This window comes from Rhodothermaceae bacterium (assembly GCA_009838195.1).
GTDB lineage: Bacteria > Bacteroidota > Rhodothermia > Rhodothermales > Bin80 > Bin80.
Window position 1 is genome coordinate 219,140 of sequence record VXSC01000018.1, and the last position, 25,382, is coordinate 244,521.

Consider the following 25,382-nt stretch of genomic DNA (forward strand, 5'->3'; position numbering starts at 1 on the left):
GAAAAGGGAACGATTCACGGTTTTAGATTCTACAGGTACGTATATCAGTGATCACAATCCCCGTTGCACCAAGTCGCTCCAGATCGTCCATAATCTGGTTGGCTTCTTCACGTTTCGCCAAAGCTTTCACTGCAATCCAGTCTGGTTTACTCAGAGGAGCAATGGTCGGTGATTCAATGCCGGGGGTGATCTCACACACACGTTCGAGCGATGATCGGGGACATCCATATTCGATCATCACATAAGTTCTGGCCAAGAGGATTCCCTGAATGCGTCGCACGAACAGACCTGCCGCTGACTTGGCCTCAACCGTTCCGGTGCGGCCAGTCAATACAGCCTCAGTGTGTAGAATTGGTTCGCCAATGACAGAGAGTCCAGCATCCTCCAGGGTACGTCCGGTCTGGACAAGATCAGCAATAATATCCGCGACACCCAGTTGAATGGAGACTTCAACAGCTCCGTCGAGAGGTACGATCTCGGCTTGGATTTTTCTTTTTTTTAGATCAGCTGAAACTAGGTGACTGAACGAGGTTGCGATGCGGAGTCCATCAAACTGGTCCGGGGTAAGGTTGCGGTCACGCGGGCCTGCATAGCACAGCCGCGCTGTCCCGAATCCGAGAGAGAGAATTTCTTCCAGGCCAGCCTGCTGCTCATTCAGAAAATCCCGGCCAATGATACCCAAGTCAAGGACCCCGTTACTCACATAAGTCGCAATATCACGAGGGCGCAGGAAATAGAATAGGGCTTGATTGTCCGTATCTCGAATGCGTAACTCACGGCCTGAGCGCCGGCATTTATAACCGGCTGCCTGAATCAGTTCTACAGTATCCGAGGCGAGTGCTCCCTTATTAGGTAGTGCAATCTGCAACATTTGAAAAGCAGCTTAGAGGTGACGGTAGATATCTTCCAGAGACAGGTCACAGGCGAGCATCATCACCTGAATATGGTAGAGCAGTTGAGAGATTTCTTCTGCGGTGCGTTCTCGGGTTTCGTAGTTGGCCGCCATCCAGACCTCCCCAGCTTCTTCTAGAATCTTTTTTCCAATTTCGTGGGAACCTGCGTGCACCGCCCGGACGGTGCCAGATTCTGTGTCTTGTCGATCTATTTTATCCTTCAACTCCTGAAAAAGATCTTCGAACCGCTTCATATTGAATACTGATTGGGGGTCATTGTTGGAAAATGCAAGGCCTCGCCAAATGCTTATACACGTCTGCTGAGGCTTTTGTATTGGCGCAATCTAACACAAAAGGCAATGCTACCTTCAGGAAAGATAAAAGAAAGGGCCAGATCACGAGATGCTGGCCCTGCAGGAATGAGGATTCCCCGAATTTATTTCAACTGTTAACAGACGCTAGGCCTTGACCGCCTCAGCAAGTAAGCGATCGAGTTGTGGTGCCGTGCGTCCTCCGGTTCCTACGAGGATATCATCGAAGAACGCAATCAAGGCTGAACGCTCTGACGGCATCGATTCAAACGATTCCAACGCGGACAGGAAACGCTTCCAGACAGATTCTTCAATCTGGCCAGCTAAGTACCGTGCAAACAGTCTTCCAAGTGGATTTGAATTTTTCATTTTCTCGTTTTGCAGCGTGTCAGAAGCAACTAAAGTTCAATGTTTCGCTCTATCACCCAATCACTACGGCAAAAATCGGACCAAAGTTACATTTTCGTGCCGTATGCAACCCACTTACACGCAGAAAACCCGATATACGCAATCCAAACAAAGAAATGATATTCTAAAAGGGTATCGTAGGCTTGGTTTTTCCTTTCCGAATGTCAGTGCACAAGGGGCACGTACGTCCAGCCAATGCGAATCCAATCCCCCTCGAGGCACAAACCATTTGCACCCGCGCGGAACAACCCTAATTCGGCCAAACAAATCCCAAGTGCACTCCTCACAAATACAAAAGCAACCGTGACTTTGAATTCGTTCCTGAAAATCAGGGTTTTGTCTATTCACGAATTGACGACATAGGACATTAGTCAAAAGAGAGGACTACCTCCGGCGTGGTGGGGACTGCTTGACAGGTCAGGATTGCACCACCTGCAATCTCCTTGTCTTCCAGCGCCATGCGGGATCGCATGTGTACGGTTCCCCGAGTGATCCGGGCACGGCAGGATCCACAAACGCCAGACTGGCATGAGTACGGCGGCTCACCTCCGGCGGCACGAATGGCTTCAAGCAGCGTCTGCCTCGCTTTGACGGATACTTGAAGTGTTTGTCCGTTGAGCGTAATCCTGGCCGCGGACTCACAGCCGTCGACCGAGAGATCCATCTTCGCGCTGGCACCACCGTAGCTCTCCAGCCGGATTCTGTTGTCGGGTACATCAATATTCCTGAGCGCTGTCTGGACTGTTGCATTCATTCCTCCCGGTCCGCAGATGAAATATTGCGTGTCCTGCGCTTCGGGCGGATGCTCGGCTATAAACTGAGCTACTGCAGCCGCACCTATACGGCCTCGCCTCCAACAAGTCTCGAATGACCAGAAGCTCATGCGTGACAATACGTTGCGGACAACTAGACGACCCTCAGAAGCCGCCTCAAGTTCAGTCAGCGCCGTGCAGAAAATTGTTGAACGTGCATCAGCGTTCCCGTACACCAAGTATGCAACAGAATATGGCTCGGTCGCCAGCAGCGTTCGGATCATGGCATAGATTGGCGTGATACCGCTTCCTGCGGCAAAGAAGTAGTAGGTCCGGCGTGCCCGCACGTTTGGCTTGAGGCAAAAACTACCAAAGGGCGGAGCTACATTGATCACATTGCCTGGCACAATATTGTCGTTGATGTAATTGGATACGAGTCCGTTCTGCACACGCTTAACCGTGACGCGCAGTGCAGCGTTCTGGAGCGGGGCTTCAGAGATCGAATACGTACGCCGAACCTCTTCGCCCTTTATTTGGAACTGGAACGTTACGTGCTGACCGGCTTGCCAGCGAAACGTACTGGCCAGTGTGGAAGGAACATCAAATACCACACTCCGGGCGAGTCCCGGGATCTCCTCCCGTACCGCGGCAACGGTCAGCTTGTGAAATCCATGAATCACGTACGACCCTCCATATACTGTAACACAACTTCCTGATGCTGTATTACTGGGCTCTCGCCCTGTGCTGCAGGTCCGACCTCAAAGTAGGGGCTCTTCAGCGCACGCTGCTGCTGTTCGCAAGCGTACACGTCCTCCGCGGTGAAGTCGCCCGAGGTCATCGGATCATCGTGGTCGCCGGATTTGTATTTGCCCGAAACCGAACGTCGCCAAAATGGTGCCGAGCGAGCAGATTGCTTCGCGAAAGCAAAGATGGACGCTTTCTTTACTCGTGTCCGGTTTTCAACCCGGGACAGGTCAGGAGCCAGGGGTGTGATCGTAAAGGTTGACCAGCTTGATTCATTCTCCGCCAATCCGATACCCGGGAATAGCATAGGCACCCATGCTCCCAATTGATCGGGAGGCAAGATTAGCGGCATCGGTGTATTGCGTGCGATGTTGGCTGCATAGTCAGGCGCAAGGGGCTCCCAGAATGCGTAGTGTGGACCAACGAAGCCATACTTGGCCTTCGCATGATCATACATGGCCAGGGTCCCCGAATGAAGGTGGGACAAGTGGTATACATCAATGTAGTTCTCAACAACGATCTTCCAGTTGGCCTTGACTTCGTAGGTGTTCCGTGTGTTTGGGTATTCGACCAGAGCATTTACGTCATGTGGTCCCAAGTGCGGCTCAATTTCACCAAACCAGTCCATAATCGACCCGGCATTCGGATCAGGGTGCACAAACAGCATTCCGCGCCAAACATCAACAGAGGCGGCCTTCAGGCCGTAGCATGCTTTATCTATCTGACCAAATTCTCGCTGTTCATCGGGTACTGACAGCAGGTTTCCTTCTAGATCATAGGTCCAGTCGTGGTATGGGCAGGTAATTGCCTTCTCGGTCTTTCCCACTGCTCGCAGGAGTTGCGTACCGCGGTGCCTGCACACGTTATGGAATGCTCGGAGTCGTCGATCCCGGCCCATAACGATGAATAGTTCGTTGAGTCCGGCACGAATAGACGTGTAAGCACCCGGCTCCGCCACATCCTCTACAAATCCGGCGTAGGCCCATGTGCGCGAGAAGATTATCTCCTGCTCGCGTTCGTACCAGTCCTGCCCGGTATAGGCTTCGACTGGTAAACGATGCAACATGCGTCCAGACATGTTAGCTTCCCAGCACCGGTTCAACCGCTCCTGGAGCCAGGTCTAAAAGAATAGTCACTATGCCCAACACGATCCATAGCACCGTTACCAGCCAGAAAATCACCGGCTGTGTATCTCTCGAGATCGATCCCACTAGATGCGTTTCACTGGTCAGGAAAGCCGGGACGGCCCAGTAGATGAACAATATCCCCCAGATCCACATCCAGTTCATTAATGTTGCAACGAGCAACACGGCCAGCGCGACGACATTGACCCAACGCGGGGTGTGGGGACTCCGGTGGTTTTGCATTTGTATATCCGTTGTTTGTAGTTATTGCCAAAAGAATGGACTGGTCCAGAGCGACGAGATCTGCACGGTCAAAGCCCGTGGACCACAGTGTCGGCACACTGGACCGTCTGCCAATATACGATTCGATCTATTTGTGGGCCGTGTCATTGGCGGGAAACACGCAGGTCGGTTCCAGAAGGCTGTTTCGTTGTAACTCACGGCGTATCCAAACCTTCAACAAGGGGACAAATCACTAGACACCTGATATTTGTGATCAGGTTAAAACAATCTCCCTTCGCAGCCGAGCGACCGGCATCCCTAGTTGCATTCGGTACTTGGAGACTGTACGTCGTGCAATACGGTATCCCTGCTCCTTCAAGCCGGCTGTGATTTCCTGGTCTGTCAATGGATTCGTTTTGTCCTCTTGCTCGATCATCCCTGCGATGATGGACTTGACTTCTTTGTTCGACACGTTGATGCCAGCGTCTGTCGCGACTCCTTCAGAGAAAAAATACTTGAGCTCATAGACACCAAAATCACATTGGACATACTTGCCGCTCACCACGCGGCTGATCGTGGAAATGTCCATACTGATTCGCTCAGCAATATCCTTGAGGATCAGTGGGCGCAAATACCCCTCCCCGTAGGTGAAGAAGGCTTCCTGGAAGGAGACGATCTCGCGCATGACCGAGAGCATGGTTTTGCGGCGCTGTTGCACGGCATCAATAAACCATTTTGCCGACTCAAGCTTGGACCGAAGGAATTGTTTTGTTTGGGCATCCGGTGTCTTTTTTGAATCCGACTTCTTGTCTGCAAACATCTTCTCCATCATCTCCCGGTAAGGTTTGGAGACTGAGAGTGATGGGAAATTGCCGGAATTGAGCTGAATCACAAACGATTGATCCGCTTTCCGAACCAGGAAATCAGGTGTTACATAGTTTTCCTGAGGCGTGATTGCACCCTCACCAGGCTTCGGATTGCAGGACTGGATCAGGTCAATAGCAGATTTGAGAGTGATATCGTCAATATTCAGACGTTCTTTGATCCGCCCATACTGTCTTCGGGAAAAAGCGGCAAACAGCTTGGTGATCACCCGAACAGCAACAGCATGTCCGGGAGTGTCCTCTGGCATCAGTTCCAACTGGATGAGCAGACATTCCTGTACGCTGCGTGCTGCAATGCCAGGCGGGTCAAGCCGCTGAATACGACGCAAGACACGTAGGACATCCTTTTCTGAGAGTTCCTCCCGGTAATTGAACGTAATATCATCGACGATCGAAGCGAGTTCTCGTCTTAGGTAACCGTCCTCGTCTATGGATCCGATGATTTGTTCTGCAATCAATGTGTCCCGCCGGTCCAGACTCAAAAATCCTTTTTGGCTGCGCAGGTAATCTGTCATGGATTCCGCGGACGTGATTGGCATCTCTCGGTCTTCCTGATGATCGTCTACGCGGGCTTTGTATCCATACAGGTCATCTACATCCGGGAGCAAGTCTTCCAGATCAAATTCTTCTTCATTACTGCTTTCTGTGGACTCTTCCTCAGATCCCGATGTGATTTCATCCGGTGCACCCTCTTCCAGAAGAGGGTTCGCTTCCAGTTCCTGCTGGATGCGCTGCTCCAAAGCAAGTGTTGGCAGTTGCAATAATTTGATGTACTGGATCTGCTGAGGAGACAGCTTTTGCTGCAGCCGTAATTCTTGACTCAGATTCAGCATGTTTTGAGGATCTATATTATGTTTAGCCGCAACTCGTACTTGAAACGTAGCAGGTAGCTACTGGGTTTGCAGCTTGCATACTGAATAATTTATGCAATACACAATACGGCTCCTATATACTTATGACTGACCGCCCGGGTACCATTGCACCCAAAATGCACGATGAGGACTTTGAGAGACGACTTCGGCCGCGAAGGCTGAAAGAGTTCATCGGCCAGGATAAAATCAAGAGCAATCTGAGTATATTTATGCAGGCTGCTCAGGAGCGCGAAGAAGCACTGGACCATGTGCTCTTGTCTGGCCCTCCGGGATTAGGGAAGTGTGTGACAGCAGAAACACAAATCCAAACTCCAGAGGGCGATGTCCCTATGGGCCGTCTGATTCCAGATGACCTGAGACCTGGTGAATACAGGGAGCATACCGTGACCGTTGTGGGGGCATGTGGAGCCGAGCATACGTCGCATGTGTATGCGAGTGGGCGTGGGCCCACGATCCGCCTCAGTACGGACTGTGGTCAGCATATAGAAGGCACACCAAGACATCCACTACTGGCAGAAACGCAAGGGTATTTGACTTGGCGATCTCTCGCATCCATTAAGGTGGGGGACGGTGTTTTGGTGTGTCCAAAGAGTTTGCCTACGGCCCGGAAGGGCCTTGGTCTGACGGGTAGAGATATAGATGCTCTGGAGGGGTTCCGTACAGAAAGACCAAAAATAACGGACAAGTTTGAGTGGTCTACGGTCACTCGGATTGAGTCATCTGAGGCGGAAACATTCGATTTTGTCGTTCCCAGCTCACATTCATTTATCGGGAACGGATTCTGTAACCACAACACAACGCTTGGCCATATTATTGCAGAGGAAATGGGGGCCTCAATCACGACTTCATCCGGCCCCGTACTTGATAAGCCGGCGGATCTGGCAGGAATTCTTACGAAATTGAAAGAAGGCGACGTTCTGTTCATTGACGAAATGCATCGGCTGTCCCCATTGGTCGAAGAATACCTCTATTCGGCCATGGAAGATTATTACATCGATATTGTCATTGACAGTGGCCCCAATGCCCGAAGCGTAAAGATTCCACTACCCAGGTTTACAATGGTTGGAGCAACCACGCGAAAAGGATTATTGACGGCTCCCTTGCGAAGTCGGTTCGGGATAGATTTTCGATATGATTATTATAGTGCCGAACTGCTCCAAGCGATCCTGATACGCTCCGCGAACATCTTGAACGTCTCAATCGAAAAGGAGGGAGCATGGGAAATTGCCCGCCGAAGCCGGGGGACCCCGCGTATTGCAAACCGCCTCCTGCGTCGTGCACGGGACTTTGCGCAAGTCGAAGGAGATGGTCGTATAAGCCTTAAAACAGCTGACCGGGCACTCACCGCACTGGATGTAGACAAAGAAGGACTCGACGAAATGGACACACGTATTCTTCTGAGTCTGATTGATAAATTTAATGGGGGACCTGCCGGACTTTCGACTCTGTCCGTATCGGTGGGTGAAGAATCAGGTACCATCGAAGAAGTCTACGAGCCCTACCTGATCCAGGAAGGATATATGCAGCGCACCTCTCGTGGACGTATTGCTACGAAACGGGCCTATCAGCACCTCAACCGAAAAATTCCTGGCGAAATGCCAATGCTTTTTGACGATCAAAACGCAGAACCTTCCGAATGAAACCGATTGCCATACGTTTCTTTCGGCTGATTCAGCTTTGTGCAGTCGTCATGGCAGATTCACTGGGGCAGGCACGGCACCTGACGGTTCAAGAGGACGGCGATGTGTATGTAGCTGGCTCCATGCAAGGCCAAGTCGGGAGAATCCTATACACCGGTCGTAGCGATTAATGCAAAACAAGGATCTGGCATTGACAGATTTTTTGCGCGCACTCAAAAGGGAGAGCCAGGGGGAGATTCGAACGGACGAGTATAGCCGCGTCCTCTACAGTACGGACGCCAGTATTTACAGCGTGATGCCGCACGGCGTCTTTTTTCCGGCTTCAAGGGATGATGTGCAAATGGCAGTCACGCTCGCTGCCAAATTCGGCATTCCGATTCTTCCTCGGACCGGGGGCAGCAGCCTCGCTGGACAGGCGGTTTCCGAAGCAGTGGTCATGGACTTCACCCGCCACTTAAACCGAATCCTGGAGGTGAACGAGGCAGAAGGCTGGGTACGGGCTGAGCCGGGTCTTGTACTGGATCAACTCAACAACAGCATCGCACCGACTGGATTGCAGTTTGGCCCGGATCCGGCCAGTAGTAATCGAGCTGCTTTGGGAGGGATTGTCAGCAATAACTCAACCGGAAGCCATTCCATCTGTTATGGCATGACGGCCGATCACATTCTCAATATGAATGTTGTGCTGAGTGATGGCTCACAGGTATACCTTGGGCCATTAGAGATGGAGGAGCTCAAAAAGAAGGCGCAGCGAAGTGGTGCTGAAGGAAGGATTTACCGGGGAATGATGGAACTGACCCAATCACCAAAGCATCGCAAAGCAATCATTGAAGGAACGCCTCGTCACTGGCGACGGTGTGGAGGGTACAATCTCGATCGGTTTGTTGGGGAAGCCGCGTCCTTCAAGGTCCCTCAGGACGAGCGGTTTAATCTGGCAAAACTGGTGTGCGGTGCAGAGGGGACTCTGGCGGTGATCCAGGATGTGACGCTGAATCTGGTGCCCATTCCCGAGGCTCGTGGCTTGGCAATTGTCCACTTTGGCTCCACTGTAGAAGCACTCCGGCAAATTCCGGCCATTCTGGAAGCCAACCCCAGTGCAATTGAGCTACTGGATAACCTTGGATTGCAATTGTGTAAGGATGTACCCGAATATGCACGACTCCTTTCAACATTCATTGAGGGGGATCCGGATTGCATTCTCATTACAGAGTTTTACGGGAGTGGCGAAGCAGAATTGCGATCGAAAATTGAATATCTGCGCACGGTTCTAGCTGCACAGGGGCATAGTGATAGTGTACTGCCGGTGCTGGAGCCTAGCCGGCAAGGGAATGTGTGGGCTGTTCGGAAGGCAGGCCTGGGTCTGTTGATGAGTATCAAGGGAGATCACAAGCCAATCCCATTTATCGAAGATGCAGCAGTTCCGACCGAACACTTGGCAGAGTATGTGGAGAAAATTGGCCGTTTCTGTGAAGAGAGAGATACCCGGGTTGCCTATTACGCGCATGCCAGTGCTGGTTGCGTCCATATTCGCCCCCTGATTAACACAAAAGAAGCATCGGAAATTGCCAAGATCCCAGAAATTCTTGATTTTGCCGTTGACCTACTACAGGGGTATGGGGGCGCACTCTCCAGTGAGCATGGGGATGGGCGGGCACGGAGCTGGATGAATGAGCGATTCTTTGGACCGGATTTGTATCGGCTGTATCAGAAAGTCAAACAATTCTGGGATCCCGAAGGACTATTGAACCAGGGGGTGGTTGTGGATGCACCTGCCGGAACAGAAAATTTGCGTTATGGCCCCGACTATGAAGTTATCCCCCTGGAGCTAAATCTTGACTTCAGTGCGGAGCATGGATTTGATCGTGCGGTGGAGATGTGTAATGGAGCGGGCATCTGTCGCAAAGAAACGGCGGGGGTGATGTGTCCCAGTTTCATGGTAACCCGTGAGGAAGAGCATACTACCCGGGGTCGTGCCAATGCCCTGAGAGCTGCGCTTTCTGGTGAATTGCCCCACGAAGAGTTGACCAGTAAGCGCATGTATGAGGTGATGGATCTGTGTGTCGAGTGTAAAGGATGCAAGTCCGAGTGCCCCTCCTCGGTTGATATGGCGAAAATCAAGTTCGAGTTTTTGTCACAGTATCACAAGAAACACGGCATCCCGCTACGCACACGCATGTTTGGGGATATCGCAAAAATCAGCCGCCTGACCAGCGGTGCACTCGCACCCATATTTAACGGGGTTTTAGGGAGTCTCCCCGTGCGTTTCATACTGGATCGCGCACTGGGGATCTCCATGCAGCGGAAGATGCCAACATTTGCCAGACAACCCTTTACTGCCTGGTTCAGGAAGCGCTCACGAAATGGACAGCAGAAGAGACAGGTCGTGTTATTTCATGATACTTTTAACACCTTCAACGACCCGCATGTATCCATTGCAGCTGTTGAAGTGCTGGAGGCCGCCGGTTTCAAGGTAATCCTGCCAGGGCATCGCTGCTGTGGACGGCCGCTGATCTCGAAAGGATTGGTAAAGAAGGCACGTGCCGCGGCAAAGGACACTGTAGAGCGACTATTGCCATACGCAAAGCAGGGACTGCCCATCATTGGCTTGGAGCCCAGCTGTCTGCTGTCCATGCGTGACGAATATCTGTACCTGTTGCCAGAGAGCGAAGATGCGCGAATAGTTGCCAGTCAAGCCGTACTGTTTGACGAGTTTATTGCCCGCCTTGCAGAAGAAGGGCGATTGCCAATGACCTTTACAGGCACCGCAAAAGAAGTCTTGCTACACGGCCACTGCCATCAGCGTGCGCTTGTAGGAACGGAGCCAACACGAAAAATCCTGACGTTACCTGAAAACTATCATGTGCGTGAGGTGGACTCCAGTTGTTGTGGAATGGCGGGTGCATTTGGCTATGAAAAAGAGCACTATGCGATCTCTCGAAAGATGGCAGAAAGGCGCTTGGTTCCCGAAATACGCAGCGCTGGCAGGGATGCACTGATTGTTGCCCCAGGCACCAGTTGCCGCCACCAGCTGCAGCACTACGACATCAAGCGCGTGTTGCATCCGGCGGAGGTGCTTCGGGATGCAATGATCTTGTCAGCAGACTAGAATTGGGGAAGCTCCTATGCTTCCTGCCTTCCAAGCTTTTCTGCCCGGTAACCGCCGGCCCGGAGGTCCCGCAAAAGCAGAAGTCCGAACACCACGATCAGGATGAAACCAAAGGGTGCCAGCGTACGGAAAGAGCGCCGGCCCCCCTCATTATCGGCAGGATTCAGTTCCGCCTGTGCCCGGTCTACGACCTCTAAAGCTACACCGGATCCGCTGATGGCCCTGAGTGCTTGCATGGTACTTCCACGAGGCAGTTCCCCATTGCTTTCGTATTGTGCCAGTACATCCTCAACCGTGGCATTTACGGCCATAATATCACCGGCTTGTGCTCCAGCGTTGTCGGCGACACCCGGGAATTGGAGGCTCACATCTTCAAATATTTTGACAACCACCGGACTGTCCAGCGTATCGTGTCCCCGGTCATCGGCAACGCTACCCAGCCAGGGCGTGACAAGGAAGGACGCCAACATCCCTACGGCCCCCATAACGCCGAGCCCCAACGCTCCGCTCTTAGGATTTCGTTCGGACACATAGCCCAACATGGTCGGCCAGAAATAAGCAATCCCGGCGGCCCAGATTGCGGCTGTCAGAAAAGCCATTAGCGGTGACTCTGCCATACTGAACAGGTAGAGTCCCAGTGTGGCAAGAATTGCGCCCCCAAACAGGATGCCGGTCGGAGTAAGAACTCGAACTACCGGACCAGCGAGCAAGCGAAGCGTGCCCATGATGCCAAACACGAATCCGAACACGAGCAATCCATCGATCCCGCCTGCTTGGAGTACAGGGGGAACCCAACTTGACGGAGGCAGCTCCATCGAGGCTGTAAGCAACATCATAGGTAACATGATGAGCATAATCGGGGCAAAGAGCGCCTTAAATGATTGACCTACAGAGACCCCAGCCTGAACTCCCTCCGTTTGTGGGAAGGGGGCAGTAAACATCATCAAGCCATATCCTAGGGCGGGGATCAAGATCAGTAAGGGTTGTGCGCGCCAACCCCCTCCAAGTTGTGCGAAGACTAGGGTCAGAAGGATGGCGGCAATCAGGTTTCCGTAAGGGAACCACATGTGAAAATGGTTCAGCTTGGAAGTCTTGTTGTCTGGATAGAGTGCTGCAACAAGCGGATTACACCCGGCTTCGACCAAGCCAGCACCAAGTCCGGCGCATAATGAACCGGCAACGGCAGGCACATAGCTCGGGGCAGTCATGATCAGTATTGCCCCAGCTACATGTGTCACGAATGCTCCTCGCACAATCCACCGCATTCCAATTATATCGCAGAGTGGAGAAAAAATGGCCTGACTGATGGTAAATCCAATAAAGAAAACACCAGTGAAAACCCCCAGTTGTGCATTTGTGAGTACAAACTCTGATTTCACCGAGAAGGCAATACCAGAAATGACAGTGAAAGCAAATGCTGTCGTTAGCAAGGCAAGACAGCTGCCATAAAAGAGACGATTACGATTAACCATATGTCCGAGTTAATTGGAATGGAATTCTGAGAATGATCAAATTGTGAAGCCTCGATTAATATAAACAAATCACAGCTACATGTGAGCGATGGCGTGCCAAGCCATCAGGGCCCACGGAGGCAGCACTGCGCTATGGGGTATTGGTGGATATTCTAAATCGGTGCTTCTCAATGCCCAAGCACATGTTGTTGCGAGTGTACCAGAGGCTGTAGTTAGTATGCCTTGGAAAACAGGGTCCTCGTCTGTGAGGCACAATGGGGTTAACCTTATTATAGACTAAACCCTAAGTTAGTGTGCGAATGGGTTGAGCCAATCGTGGCTAGGGCGGGTAATTAACTGGGCATTTATGGATTCCGTGTCCGTCTTTAACGCGGTTCTGATTTTGCAGAGAGTAGCAGATAAGTCTCTTTTCGCAACGAAAGCCAGGTCAGCATCAGGGCCTTGAGACTATTTGAGTGCAAGAGGCACTAAATTCGACCGTTATTCCAGTGTGGTAGGAGACCTTATGGTTGCATCAACCTTCTCTTTCAACAACTCTTCGGAATCATTAATTGGGTAAACAAATTCCCCAAAAAGACTACAGGTAGATCTTTGTAGAGACTGAGGACATTAGCTATGGCACAATGATCGGAAAGCCTGAATACAAGTCCTCTAAGCTGATTATTTACTTGAGCGTATTTTCTTTAACAACGAATGGTTCATTATGAGTTGCTCCTGTTGCTCGTTGAAATCGAAAGCTTCCAGTGTATCTAAGTCCACAAGTAATATTCCGGAAGCCCGAAGGAATTTGCGCATTGCGGCTAGATATGAATCATCTGAAACGACTTTCACCAAGGAGAACAGTTGATTGCCTGCGGTACTCAACATGTCTGAGTCAATTTTTCCAGTATGTGACGTGGTTGATTCAGGATTTTCGGCAATAAGAAGCCACTCCTTACCCTGAAACTCCGGCCAGTAGACATTATTGTTGTCCTGCCGCAAAACAAGGCGGTCCAAATCAATGGCCGGTATTCCCGCAAATGTTGTAAGACCGTATTCATTGAGTAGCATTTTTTCGTGATACTCCAACCCTGCCTTATGCAGCACCCCCGCCGCTGGCCTGGATCCACGTGGGTTTAATGCAAATCCTCTGGCAAACGGGCCCATACGTGGTGCGCGGAAGCACTGGGAACAGAATTTGGCGAACACGTCGGCCACATGTGTATCCATGTTCTTCAGCACCGTAACGGTTCGAATTGAGTACGAACCGGGGTGCATAATCTTGCCGGCAAGAAGTCGTGCCCATATTTCCTGCATCTGGTCAGAAGAAACATTTTGCACACATGAGAAAAATTCTGCTACAAAATCATGGTCGGGTTCCACGTCGGGCGGTTTTTTTCCTTGGAGTAATGGTACAGCCTTCATTGACGTACTCATTACGTTATCTAGCTTTCTGGTTTCCTGAAAGACTATTTTCTGCCTAATCGTATTTCCAATCTCAATTTCTCGAGATGCCACAGTATCTGGAGGGATAAGTACCTTTAGTGCTTCAGATTGATTTTCTGCCAGTAGCTTTAGGTCCTCCTTCCACAGCCTGTTCTTGAAGTCTGTAAACTTGGTGCTAATGTAGCTTGCGGCGATGTTGCCTAAGCCGTATTCGATAAATGTTTGAAGTGCGAAAAGTCCCGGATCCATGCGTCACAATGGCATATGTCGGCTGAATTGGGCAAGATACGCCTCATTCGCAATTTATGTCCCCCTGTTCTTACATTCTGCTTTGCCGCTAGTCGTTAGCGAGACCACGCAACAGGTACCTGCTGAATACAACAGTTGCTCCACGGTGCAGGGTAGCCTCCGGGTTACAACGAATGGGCAGGGCAGTTTCTTGAACCTTAGGCGTGGTGCGTGTGCTCTGAGGGAAAGAGAGAAGATCGGGATGTATATTCACATCCACGGTCATGCCCAAAAGAGCAGGGTCAGAGTATTTGAAAAAAGCGAATCCCCCACCCCTGACCAGCTAGGGTAGCTCTGCTAACGATCTCAATATGCGGTGGGTTAACGCAGCGCCGATTCCAGCTCCGTTGCCGCATCTGTCTGAGTGTCGCGATACTTCACGATCACGGGCACATACGTGGAAATCCCATGCTCATGGGCAAAGGAGCCTGATTTGGATCGGCTCCCGGGGACAACAACAGCCCCGGCAGGTACCTCACCCGGCTTGGCGATCCGTTCATGGACTAGATCGTAGAGTCGCGTGGAATTAGTCAGAATGACCCCGGGAGCCAAAACAGCACCTTCTCGAACAATGCAGCCTTCATAGATACCGCAGCCACCGCCAAGAAAGCTGTCATCCTCAATGATCACCGGCAGGGCCCCGGGAGGCTCTAATACTCCTCCGATCTGCACAGCAGCAGATACATGTACCCGTTTTCCAACCTGTGCGCAACTACCCACGAGAGCGTGTGAATCCACCATGGTCCCCTCATCCACATATGCACCCGTATTGATGTACATCGGGGGCATGCAGATGACGCTTGGGCTGACATAGCAGCCGGTTCGAATGGAAGAGCCTCCGGGTACCAGTCGAACACGATCTGTGACGTTGAGGGGTTTGACCGGAAACGTATCCTTGTCAAAGAAAGGAGCCGGCTCGGCAGCAATTTTCTCCAGTCTCCCGATTCGAAATCCGTAAAGCAGACCTTTCTTCACCCAGGCATGAGCCTGCCAGATCCCTTCTTCATTGCGGGAAGCCGCCCGCACAGACCCATGATTGAGCGCATCAATCAGGTGCTCAAAACCAGATCTTTGTAGACTGGGGTCATCCGATGAAAGCTGCTGTTGAATGACTGATGGTGAAAAGGGCATCAATCTGTTAAAGTGTGGGCCGCACACGCGGCTCCGATAATGCCGGCTTCATTCTGAAAATGTGCTGGTAGAAGTTGTGCCGTTGTTTTGAGCAGGTGAAAGTAGTGCTTGGTACGTTTCGGCCGGCTGACCCCGCCACCGAGAATAATCAAATTTGGGTCAAAAAGGAATTCAACGTAGGTCAGGTAGTTTTGAAGGCGCTTCGCCCACTTTTTCCAAGACAGTTGATCACGCTTGCGAATGCTGTTGGCTGCCAAGGCTTCCGCAGTGGTTCCAGCCATGCGTAGATGGCCCAGTTCCAGGTTGGGGACCAGAACGGGTCCCACGAACAGGCTGGAGCCAATGCCTGTACCCAAGGTCAGGACGAGCGTCTTTCCAGATGCACCTTTGGCCGCACCATAGTGGACTTCTGCGTAGCCAGCGGCATCCGCATCGTTGAGCACCGTTACTTCAGAGCCTAACGTAGATGAAAACAGTTCCTCTACATTTGTGCCGATCCAGGATTGATCAATATTTGCGGCCGTACGGGCAATGCCGTCACGTATGCGTACAGGCATTGTGACTCCAACCTTTTTCTTCCACGAAAAACGCTTCGTGACCGCGTGCACGACTCCCGCAACCTCCTTCGGGTATGCTCCGGTGGGCGTCTCAAGGCGGAAACGCTCCGAAGTCAGTTGCCCGGATTCAATATCAACCAGAGCTCCCTTGATCCCGGATCCCCCTATGTCTATTCCTAGAATTTCCAAGCCAAGACGTATCAAACCAAGCCCAAAGATAGTGTAAATCGGGCACCATAAGCAAGGCTCATCAGTTCTTGATTCAGTTAGTTGAGATTGGGCAGAGAGACTTTGTTAACGGTTCTGGTGGAGAGTTTATGTTAAGCAGGATGTTATTGGTTCCTCTGGATGAGTGAACCAAGGCGGATGTGCAAATTTTACGCTAGATGGCAGCCAAGAGAGTACCGATAGGAACAATAACCAACAAAGCCCTAACCATATCGGCTAATAGAATTCGAACATCCTCTGCACGAACCAGCCATAACCAAAAACAACCAATAGAACCCAAAACACAATTCCGATGAGGAATCCCCACCAAGTGGCCTTGATCCGTTTTGCTTTCAAAGTCTCACTATAGGCTTGTTCAAAAACATATCGGTCATCCCCTTCCCAGTTCACTAATATGCGGATGGGTACCTTAGGAGAGAGCAGATATACAATCAGCAGACCTATGGTATTAGCAAACAACCCCACGAAAAACCAGCCAGTGACTGACACATTTTGTGCCGTTGACTCGGCTTCTGTTATGGGAGAATGCTTGTCATTTGTCATGAGAATAGTTGAATCTTTTGAATGAGATGAGGCAGATATGTTGTGAGTTGGATGTGCGATTTCCAAGATAGATTGTAGTTGGGAGAGTAACGATAACCGACAGAATCCAAATTACATTGACGGAGCGAATTTCATCATGAACCAGAAGAAAAAGACATAAAATCCACCAATCAACAGAACCAACAACAAAATTCCCGCGAGGAATCCCCACCAAGTCGCCTTGACCTGTTTTGCTTTCAAGGCCTCGCTATAGGCTTGTTCGAAAACATATCGGTCATCCCCGTCCCAATTTACGGATAACCGGATTGGTGTTTTGGGTGAGCGCAGATATACAATCAGCAGCCCGATGGTAGTAGCAAGAAGCCCCAAGAAAAACCAGCCGGTCACAGACACGTTTTGTGCCGCCGATTCGGCTTCTGATAGGAGGGAGCGCTTGTCATTCGTCATGAGAATATTTGAATCGTTTGAATGAGATGAGACAGATGTGTTTTGGGCTGGAATACCTTCTTGTTTCACAGCATGTGTCAGATAAGCTCAACCAGATTTTGTGTCTTTAGAATGTTTTCCTGCTTCTTTGAATGTGACAGACTGATCGGTTATTGTACTGCAGACACAAATATAATAAGCTCGGATGGAAAACATGTACTCTATTAGGTTGGTGAATTATAGCAGCAAGGGGTGATGTTTGCCGCCACTGAGACCACTGGTTCATGAGAACAAAGGCCTACTGAGCAGGTACAGAGAATGAGGTAAAATATATACCCGTTTTTCGTTAGACCTCCAATTATAATTGTAATTCATTTGCCATGGTAAGAATTATTTTTTCGATCCTTCTAGTAGGACTGCTTGCCTTGGGGGCATGTCAGTGTTCCGATAAGCCCGAGCAACCTCCGGTGGAGACAGCTCGCCTGTAGGGCATATGTGGATCCCCGATCACATAGTGGATCAGGTGCGGGAAAGCTCAGATATCCTGGGTGTGGTTCAGGACTATGTGCGGATGAAAAAGGCGGGCAACAATTACGTGGGATTGTGTCCGTTTCACGAAGAAAAGACCCCATCCTTTAATGTGAATCCATCCAAAGGAATTTTTAAGTGTTTTGGGTGTGGCAAAGGGGGCAATGTCTTGACATTCGTGATGGAGATTGAGAGGCTTGAGTTCGTGGATGCGGTGCGTTGGCTTGCTGACCGAGCTGGGATTAAAATCCCGGAGCAGAGAGTAGATCGGGAGGCATTTGAACAGACAGAAGTCGTCTATCATGCGCTTCGATTCGCGTCCGAGTACTTTACCCAAAAACTTCAGGACCCCGTATCTGGTGCTGTGGCTCTTGCGTACTTGCAAAGGCGTGGATTAACAGAAAATACTATTGAGCGATTTCAATTGGGTTATGCGCCCGATTCATGGGATGGTCTTCTCAAGGCGGCAGAGCGCGGACATATCAAGCCTGAGGCCCTGGAAAGAGCCGGACTGGTCAAAAAGAATGACAAAGGGGGATATTATGATCGGTTCCGAAACCGGGTGATCTTTCCGGTCTGGTCCCATATCGGTAAGATTACAGGTTTTGGCGGTCGGGCGCTGAAAGAAGGTCCGAGAACGCCGAAGTACCTCAATTCACCAGAGACTGAAGTGTATCACAAAAGCTTCGTGCTCTATGGTCTTTATCAGGCCAAACGGGAAGCACGTCAGCAGGGCAAGGTTCTATTGGTGGAAGGGTACACGGATGTCCTGGCTCTGGATCAGGCAGGCATTGGATCGGTGGCATGCTGTGGAACCGCGCTCACACCGCAACAAGTAAAGCTGTTGGGACGCTTTGTGAAAGAAATCCAGTTGCTCTATGATGCAGACACAGCAGGAGCTGAGGCGACCGAACGTGCCATTGACTGTATCCTCCAAAATGGACTTGATGCAAGCGTTGTGTCGTTGCCGGAGGGAGAGGACCCGGATTCATTTGTTCGCAAACAGGGTGCCGATGAATTCAAGGCCTACCTTCAGGACGAGACCAGAGATTGGCTTGAATCCTTTTTCTGGTCTGCTAAGCAGAAGAACACACTCAGCACACCCCAGGGGATGCGGAAGGAAATTTCCAGGGTAGCAGAACGGATTACATGGTTGCAGGATCAGCTTCTGCAGAAATTATATATCCAAAAAACGAGTCAATTATTTGGTGTTCTGGAGGGAGATGTAGCGCAGGAGGTCGCTGTGCATTTCAGGAGCCGCCAAACGTCGGCCAATACAGCTCCTGCGCAGCCTGAAAGCTCTGAGACCGTCGATACAATTCCCGAGCCGGAGAGAAAACTCTTGGAGTTGATGCTGGAGGAGGGGGCTCCCATGATTGAATATATCCTGGGGAATATGAGCCTTGAAGAGTTTCAGAAAGGTCCCTCTCTGGAACTCGTAGAGGCATTGGTTGCTCTTTACCATGGGCATACTCGGGAGTCCGACAAACTGGGTTCGATCGACGTTGGGCAGCTTCAGATCAGCGCACTCGGTCGGCAGTTGGCCGCTAGCCTCCTGATACGTCAGCATGAGATTTCGAAGAAATGGGAAGAGAAAAAGATTGCAGTTCCCAAACTGAATCAAAATCCAAAGCGTATTGCGAAGGATTGCATGCGGCGAGTCAAGAGAAAGTTGATCAAAGGAGAGATGAAAGACCTGATGTCTGGGATAACAAGTGCCGAAGAAGGTAGTGAGGCGCAACTCGAACTACAGGAGGAGTACCGAAAGAAGAGTCAGTATCTGATTTCTCTTGAGAAGGGAGAAGTTTTTGAGGATTGAATGCAGGAGGCAATCAGAACGAATACTCCAGCAAGTACTGGGTCAATTAGGACTCACTGCAATGCGGTGTGGGTGCTGTCGGCATTAGAGACCGGTTGGCACAGAAGTAGGATCCTTAACGGGGCGGAGATTTCGGCGTGGCAGAATCAGTAGTAGCGCTCAAGGCGCTCGGGTGCCTCGGCATCGTATTCTTTGGAGATCCAGTAGGTTTTCGCGTCTGGATCGAGTTTGCGCCGAAGCGGATCCTTCCCGAAGAGTTGCATCAGCAAGCCAATCGGGATGAATAGGAATACGAAGATTACAGTCAGTATAACCCGCGTCATGATGAAACCCAGAACCAGTGCCAGCGCCATCCATGGCTTGTAGAATGGTCGCAATAATCCTGGGGCAATCAACCCGGTAACCAGGAGCAGACCACCAATCCCCGCAACGATTACCACTCCCGGAATATCACGCCAGTAGAGTACACCGGCAACGATTAGGAATGCAATCCCAAGCGTGATCCCAAAGGAGCGCAGTTGACGGGGTCCTGTATCAAGTGACTGTAATTCTTCACGCAGCATATTCGTACTCCAGGGCCTGTCGGACAAGGTTACGGAATAAGGAGTATGCCTCCATTCGTTCTGGATGAAACTGTACACCGATATGGATGCCGTCTATGCGTTCGATGGCTTCAATGGTGCCATCCGAGCTCTGAGCACTTACAATATAGCCGGTTCCTGGATCGCATACGGCTTGGAAATGGCGGGAATTCACAATGTTAACGTCTGAATCCCAGATCTTCGCCAGGTGGCTGTTTGGAAGAATTTTCATCGGATGGTCAGCGGCTCCTCGTTTTTCGCTGTGCACGCATGTTCCGCTGACCTGCTTTTCGACATCTGCGTAGAGCGTCCCTCCAGCCCGGACAGAGAGCAGTTGCATGCCATAGCAAATTCCAAGGATAGGCAGATTCTGTTCAATTGCCACATCCAGAATCAGGTTGTCAGACTTCCACCGCTTCGGATTGACAGGGTCCAGTTGAGTGGGGAGGGTTCCAATCATGTTGGTGGTGATACCGGGGCCACCGGGGATGATTAGTCCTTGAAGCGGATCACAAAGTCGTTTCGCTTCTACTACAGAATTCACCAGTGGCAGAAGCGTTGGCTGTCCGTGAGCGGCCCTTACCGCATTCACATAGCTGTGATCAAGCCGGTATTGTTCGTCTTCAAAAGATGTCGTTATACCAATCAACGGTTTCATAAATGGCCGATGTTACGCAAGGTCATGCGTCCAGGGATGTGACGGTTTCCCGTTCTTCGTAAGGCAACAATCATATGGCCTTCAGACTTGAACGCGCCGCTCACATGTAGGGTAAGCTCCCCACTCTCAATCAACTCAGTGAGAGCAGATTTGATCGTGCGCTTGCCGGGGGTTGAAGTAGACATTCCGTGAATCAATCGCACCGAGTCCCGGCCACGACGTGAAGATTCAATGATTAGCTGGCGGGCAAGGCGCAGCGCCTCGTTTACTGTACAGCCGTGTAAATCTAGTTCCGGTCGGATTCCATTATCGGTGAGGCGGGGCTTCATGATGGAGGTGGACGAAAGTAGTCCTCAATCCAGACATATATTTGCTGTCGCACACGTCGAAAGGCTGCGAGCTTTTCAGCATCTGAGCCACTGGTTGCGCGGGGGTCCTCAAAACGGCGATGAATATTACTTCTGGCAGGGACGAAGGGGCAGGCTTCACGCGCAGAATCACAGACGGTCACAACGGTATCCAAGTTCATCGACAGGAATTCGCGGACGTTTTTGGAGGATTGGTCCTGGATGTCAATCCCGATTTCATCCATGGCACGGATTGCAAATGGGTTCACACCGCTTGGATCCGTCCCCGCGCTGTACACTTCATAGTGATCGCCGTAGAGGTGTTTCAGCAAACCTTCTGCCATTTGCGAGCGGGACGAGTTATGTGTACAAACAAATAGCACAGTCGGCTTATTCATCGTGTTTTTTCTCTTTCCATTCAAGGTGCACCTTATGTGCTCCGAACGTAGATGCCAGAGTTGATATGACATCCGAATTTGCCTCTATGGTCGTGTTCTCACTGATGAGTTTTAACTCCTGATCCTTTTCCTTGACCTTAAAGAAAAGTTTCTTTTCTCCCGGATTCTTTTTGCAGATCCGAATGAAATGATTCAGATCCTTGTCATTCAGCTTCTCAAAGTCAGGAGAGATAACAATATTATCAAGAAGTTCACCGCGGATTGCACTCAATGGAATAATACGGCGAACAAGGATTTTGAGAGATCCTCCACTCTCTTCAATCTCACCGGAAGCCATCACAAGGACGTTCTCCTTGAGATGGTCCTTAACCTCAGCATGTACGGAGGGAAAACAGACGAGCTCCGCCTGTCCGGTACGATCTTCAAGCATCGCCGATGACATCAAATCCCCTTTGCGAGTTTTTCTAGGCTTGACCAGGGTAATAACGCCACAGACGGAGCGGTATGGCTTTTCCTCGCTCTTGGAAGCGAGTGCGGCAATGCCTGCTAGGTCAGAGTCAGAAGAGGAGCGCTGTTCAATTTCCCAGCCATCCAGCGGATGCCCGGATATATAAAAGCCGGCCAACTCCCGCTCCATCGCAAGTATTTCGGCGTGGGACCACTTTTCACATAAGGGTAGATTTGGTTCTGGTCTCTCGGTAATCGAATCTTCTTCTGCAAACAGGAAGCCTTGTCCCAGATCTTCATCACGCTTTGCATATTCCGCATAATTAGTAGCGAGGTCCAGGGCTTCAACGATTTGTGCCCGATGTTCTCCAAATCGGTCTAGGGCACCCACACGGGCCAGAGACTCCAGTGATTTCCTATTGAGGACATGTGGGTCCAGGCGCTTCACAAACTGGAAGAGGCTTTCTGCTGGTCCCTCTTTGTCCCGGCTGGCCACGATATGGTCAACCGCGGTCCGGGCAACGCCTTTGACAGAGGACAACCCAAAGTGAATCGTTCCACTTTCATCCACGGAAAAGTCCTCCCTGCTGTGTGTGACGGACGGGGGCTGAGGTTGCAGCCCCAGTCGCCGTGCCTCATCCAGCATTGAGATGAATCTTTTGGAATCGCCAGAGGCGTGCGACAGGACCGCTGCCATAAATTCAGCGGTATGGTGCGCCTTCAGGTATGCAGTCTGGTATGCGACAAGTGAGTAGGCAACGCTATGGCTGTTATGTACCACAAAGCCATTTGCAATGTAGTTATGATCTTCTGCCACGGTGAGATCGTACGTATGTGCGTGACCTGCCGGGATGATTTCTGCGATGCTGTCCCAGATAATTTTTACACCGGTATCAATCACACAGGTACCCTCTCTACCATATTCAGCGGAAACCAGCGAGGATTCGGGTTCGAGCGTTGCGATCTGATCCCCAGTGCGAAGGTTTCCCAGGCGCTGCCAGTCTCCTTGTATGCGAAACCGGTGCGTAGAGGTTGTACGAATGCGTCGTCCATTTCTCGTCACCAATTCAAAAACCTGCTTGAATCCGTTATAGTGAACAGCCTCCACATCGCGGGGAACCAGAGCGCCGTTACAAGTAAGTGCGTAGACCTGAAATCCCTCCCAACCTTCTTCATGGAGTTGACGAACAGTCGTCTGTGAGCCTGTGCGTGCATCCATGATGAGAGTGGATTCTTCGACACATTTATTGAATCCGTAACCCGCAAATTTATCCATCATGTCAAAGACTTCTTCCGCAGTTGCTTCGGGGATCCCGCGTTCTTTTGCCCCCTCTACGAACCGACTGCGCTGGGCGCTCATTACGGATTTTTTCTTCTTCCCCATTGCTCGGCGTAAGATATCCGCTGCGCCAAGAGAATAGCCTCCCATGACCTGAGCCATTTGCATGACCTGTTCCTGAAAAACGGGGAGTCCGTAGGTAGACTTCAATACTGGTTCGAGAATTTCGTGTGGGTATTCAATTGGCTCGTCACCATGTTTGCGCTTGATATAGCTCGGAATTAAGTCCATTGGCCCCGGCCGGTAGAGTGCGTTCATAGCGATTAAATCATCCAGCGAGGTAGGCTTCAACTGCTCGAGCCACTTGCGCATACCGTCTGATTCAAACTGAAAAATACCGTTTGTGTCTGCCCGTTGAAAGAGTTCAAATGTACGGGCATCGTCCAGCGGTAGTGCATCCATATCGGGTGCATTACCGGTACGATCTTGGATAATTTTACAGGTGTCGTTGATGATGGTCAGGGTTGAAAGCCCCAGAAAGTCCATCTTGAGCAAGCCGAAATCCTCAACCCAATCTCCCGAATACTGGGTTGTAAGAACCTGTTCATCTTTGTTTTTTGTAGTTGAAACCGGGATGTAATCACTGACTAAGCCCGGGGCAATAATGACGCCAGCAGCATGAACTCCGGTGTGTCTAGCGCATCCTTCCAATACCCGTGAGGCCTTGATCAGGGTCTTGAGGTCCTTACGGTCGGATTTTCGCAATTCTTTTAGTTCCGGGACGGACTTCAATGCCTCCTCCAAACTGGTTCCAAACGGGATGGATTTGGCAAGTTTATCCGCCTCTTGAAGCGGGATCCTAAGGACCCGTGCCACATCCCGAATGACTGTGCGCGCTCCCATAGTGCCGAAGGTGACAATCTGACTGACGTTACGTTTTCCATATTTTTTGATCACGTAATCAATCACCTTTGCTCGCCCATGGTCATCAAAGTCAATATCAATATCCGGCATGGAAATGCGCTCTGGATTCAGGAAGCGCTCGAAGAGTAGATCATACTTGAGTGGATCTACGTTCGTAATTCCAAGGGAGTAGGCCACCGCACTGCCAGCTGCCGAGCCTCGTCCGGGGCCGACGGACACACCCATTTCACGAGCGGCAGTAGTAAAATCCTGCACGATCAGAAAGTAGCCGGCATATCCCATTTCGCGAATGATGCCCAGTTCGTTGCGCAGGCGGGCCTGCACAGAATCTGAGAACTCCGGGTACCGCTTTCTGCCCCGCTCAAACACCATATGCTCCAGGTATTTGTCTGCACTGTCTCCAAATTCATCGGGGATCTGGAAGTGTGGCATCAGAAGGTTTCCCATCGGCAGATCGAACTGACATTTCTCCGCAATCGCCAGGCTATTTTCCATCCAAACGGCGGTGTCTGGTTTCTTCCCTAGGCTGGCACGCATTTCGTTCGCGGACTTCAGATAGAACTCTTTCTTATCAAAACGAAGGCGCCGCGGATCATCGAGATCCTTTCCTGTCTGAAGGCAGAGGAGGATGTCCTGTGCGAACGCATCCTCCTTCATGACATAGTGGACATCGTTGGTTGCGACCACATTCAGATTGAATTCAGCGGCCCATTTCAGGAGTGTCTCATTGACTAAGGCCTGCTCTTTAATACCGTGGTTTTGAATCTCTACATAGTAATCCTCAGTGCCAAACAGATCCAGGAATTTTTTGAGCAGCTCGCGTGCTTCGTCCAGGTCGCCATTGAGAATCGCCTGGGGGATTTGTCCCTGAAGGCAACAGGTCGATGCAACAAGGCCTTCTCGATATTCTGAAAGAAGGTCAAAATCAATGCGGGGTTTGAAATAAAACCCATCCAAAAAAGACAGGGAGGACAGCTTGATCAGATTCCGATACCCGGTCTCATTTTTCGCCCACAGGATCTGATGATATCGTACTCGGTCTGCTCGTTCCCTCATGGGGCTTGCACAGAGATAAAACTCGCAGCCTATTACAGGTCGGATCCCATTGCGTTTGGCAATTGAGTAAAATTCCGGCACACCATAAAGATTGCCGTGGTCGGAAATGCCCAGAGCATCCATGCCAAGCTTTTTTGCCTGTCCTACAAGAGAGTCAATCCGTGCAGCTCCATCCAGTAGGGAGTAGGAGGTATGGCAATGCAAATGGCAGAAATCAGACATAATTGCGCAGCACTATTTATGCAAAAGGTGTGATGGGGAAGATAAGCAGTAGCAATGCTATGTTGTCCCTGGGGTTATTGAGATTTAGGAGTGCGGC

At 50.8% G+C, this 25,382-nt stretch carries 21 protein-coding genes and 1 pseudogene; 4 read left to right on the forward strand and 18 right to left on the reverse strand.

What is annotated here, in order from left to right; all coding sequences use genetic code 11:
• Window positions 1-22: 22 nt before the first annotated feature.
• The 7 genes from F4Y64_03970 to rpoN all read right to left on the reverse strand — a co-directional run bounded on the left by F4Y64_03970 (window position 23) and on the right by rpoN (window position 6,171).
• Window positions 23-871, reverse strand: coding sequence for an ATP phosphoribosyltransferase (locus F4Y64_03970; protein ID MXX96756.1), 849 nt, complete (start codon window positions 869-871; stop codon window positions 23-25).
• Window positions 872-883: 12 nt separating this feature from the next.
• Window positions 884-1,147: a phosphoribosyl-ATP diphosphatase gene (locus F4Y64_03975; GenBank protein ID MXX96757.1), complete on the reverse strand. Its 264-nt coding sequence runs from the start codon at window positions 1,145-1,147 to the stop codon at window positions 884-886.
• 204 nt (window positions 1,148-1,351) lie between these two features.
• Window positions 1,352-1,573, reverse strand: a complete 222-nt coding sequence (locus F4Y64_03980) for a hypothetical protein (protein MXX96758.1) — start codon at window positions 1,571-1,573, stop codon at window positions 1,352-1,354.
• 406 nt (window positions 1,574-1,979) lie between these two features.
• A complete protein-coding gene (locus F4Y64_03985; protein ID MXX96759.1) occupies window positions 1,980-3,044 on the reverse strand; it encodes a ferredoxin--NADP reductase in 1,065 nt (354 codons plus the stop codon).
• Window positions 3,041-4,171, reverse strand: coding sequence for an aromatic ring-hydroxylating dioxygenase subunit alpha (locus tag F4Y64_03990; protein MXX96760.1), 1,131 nt, complete (start codon window positions 4,169-4,171; stop codon window positions 3,041-3,043). The genes F4Y64_03985 and F4Y64_03990 overlap by 4 nt, the downstream gene beginning before the upstream one ends.
• Before the next feature lie 158 nt (window positions 4,172-4,329).
• On the reverse strand, window positions 4,330-4,572 hold the full coding sequence (locus tag F4Y64_03995; GenBank protein ID MXX96761.1) for a hypothetical protein: 243 nt from the start codon (window positions 4,570-4,572) through the stop codon (window positions 4,330-4,332).
• Window positions 4,573-4,728: 156 nt separating this feature from the next.
• Window positions 4,729-6,171, reverse strand: coding sequence for an RNA polymerase factor sigma-54 (rpoN, locus tag F4Y64_04000; protein ID MXX96762.1), 1,443 nt, complete (start codon window positions 6,169-6,171; stop codon window positions 4,729-4,731).
• Window positions 6,172-6,293: 122 nt separating this feature from the next.
• Between rpoN and F4Y64_04005 the strand changes: the two are divergent.
• The 3 genes and pseudogenes from F4Y64_04005 (at window position 6,294) to F4Y64_04015 (ending at window position 10,956) form a co-directional block, all read left to right on the forward strand.
• Window positions 6,294-6,491 (forward strand): annotated as a pseudogene (locus tag F4Y64_04005) (Holliday junction branch migration DNA helicase RuvB).
• A 48-nt stretch (window positions 6,492-6,539) separates the two neighbouring features.
• On the forward strand, window positions 6,540-7,850 hold the full coding sequence (gene ruvB / locus F4Y64_04010; protein MXX96763.1) for a Holliday junction branch migration DNA helicase RuvB: 1,311 nt from the start codon (window positions 6,540-6,542) through the stop codon (window positions 7,848-7,850).
• Between the two features lie 169 nt (window positions 7,851-8,019).
• Entirely contained in the window at window positions 8,020-10,956 is a 2,937-nt protein-coding gene (locus F4Y64_04015) for an FAD-binding protein (GenBank protein MXX96764.1), read from the forward strand.
• A 14-nt stretch (window positions 10,957-10,970) separates the two neighbouring features.
• Here the strand turns inward: F4Y64_04015 and F4Y64_04020 are convergent, their stop codons facing one another.
• From F4Y64_04020 to F4Y64_04045, 6 genes are all read right to left on the reverse strand, one after another.
• Window positions 10,971-12,428 (reverse strand): MFS transporter, encoded by a 1,458-nt coding sequence (locus tag F4Y64_04020; GenBank protein ID MXX96765.1) that lies wholly within the window; start codon window positions 12,426-12,428, stop codon window positions 10,971-10,973.
• Between the two features lie 660 nt (window positions 12,429-13,088).
• A complete protein-coding gene (locus F4Y64_04025) occupies window positions 13,089-14,102 on the reverse strand; it encodes a DUF2806 domain-containing protein (GenBank protein ID MXX96766.1) in 1,014 nt (337 codons plus the stop codon).
• Between the two features lie 360 nt (window positions 14,103-14,462).
• Window positions 14,463-15,272, reverse strand: coding sequence for a 2,3,4,5-tetrahydropyridine-2,6-dicarboxylate N-succinyltransferase (locus tag F4Y64_04030; protein MXX96767.1), 810 nt, complete (start codon window positions 15,270-15,272; stop codon window positions 14,463-14,465).
• Window positions 15,272-16,018 (reverse strand): ROK family protein, encoded by a 747-nt coding sequence (locus F4Y64_04035; protein ID MXX96768.1) that lies wholly within the window; start codon window positions 16,016-16,018, stop codon window positions 15,272-15,274. Before F4Y64_04035 ends, F4Y64_04030 begins: the two co-directional genes overlap by 1 nt.
• A gap of 255 nt (window positions 16,019-16,273) precedes the next feature.
• Window positions 16,274-16,600, reverse strand: coding sequence for a hypothetical protein (locus tag F4Y64_04040; protein MXX96769.1), 327 nt, complete (start codon window positions 16,598-16,600; stop codon window positions 16,274-16,276).
• Between the two features lie 111 nt (window positions 16,601-16,711).
• Entirely contained in the window at window positions 16,712-17,047 is a 336-nt protein-coding gene (locus tag F4Y64_04045; protein ID MXX96770.1) for a hypothetical protein, read from the reverse strand.
• A gap of 472 nt (window positions 17,048-17,519) precedes the next feature.
• Between F4Y64_04045 and F4Y64_04050 the strand changes: the two genes are divergently transcribed.
• Window positions 17,520-19,373: a DNA primase gene (locus F4Y64_04050; protein ID MXX96771.1), complete on the forward strand. Its 1,854-nt coding sequence runs from the start codon at window positions 17,520-17,522 to the stop codon at window positions 19,371-19,373.
• A gap of 146 nt (window positions 19,374-19,519) precedes the next feature.
• On the opposite strand, the gene F4Y64_04055 is transcribed toward F4Y64_04050, so the two are convergent.
• The 5 genes from F4Y64_04055 to dnaE are packed head-to-tail and all read right to left on the reverse strand — an operon-like array spanning window position 19,520 to window position 25,285.
• Window positions 19,520-19,936, reverse strand: coding sequence for a hypothetical protein (locus F4Y64_04055; GenBank protein ID MXX96772.1), 417 nt, complete (start codon window positions 19,934-19,936; stop codon window positions 19,520-19,522).
• Window positions 19,926-20,612: a gamma-glutamyl-gamma-aminobutyrate hydrolase family protein gene (locus F4Y64_04060; protein MXX96773.1), complete on the reverse strand. Its 687-nt coding sequence runs from the start codon at window positions 20,610-20,612 to the stop codon at window positions 19,926-19,928. Before F4Y64_04060 ends, F4Y64_04055 begins: the two co-directional genes overlap by 11 nt.
• On the reverse strand, window positions 20,609-20,941 hold the full coding sequence (locus F4Y64_04065; protein ID MXX96774.1) for a hypothetical protein: 333 nt from the start codon (window positions 20,939-20,941) through the stop codon (window positions 20,609-20,611). Before F4Y64_04065 ends, F4Y64_04060 begins: the two co-directional genes overlap by 4 nt.
• Entirely contained in the window at window positions 20,938-21,357 is a 420-nt protein-coding gene (locus F4Y64_04070; protein ID MXX96775.1) for an arsenate reductase ArsC, read from the reverse strand. The genes F4Y64_04065 and F4Y64_04070 overlap by 4 nt, the downstream gene beginning before the upstream one ends.
• A complete protein-coding gene (gene dnaE, locus F4Y64_04075; GenBank protein MXX96776.1) occupies window positions 21,350-25,285 on the reverse strand; it encodes a DNA polymerase III subunit alpha in 3,936 nt (1,311 codons plus the stop codon). The genes F4Y64_04070 and dnaE overlap by 8 nt, the downstream gene beginning before the upstream one ends.
• Window positions 25,286-25,382 lie beyond the last annotated feature (97 nt).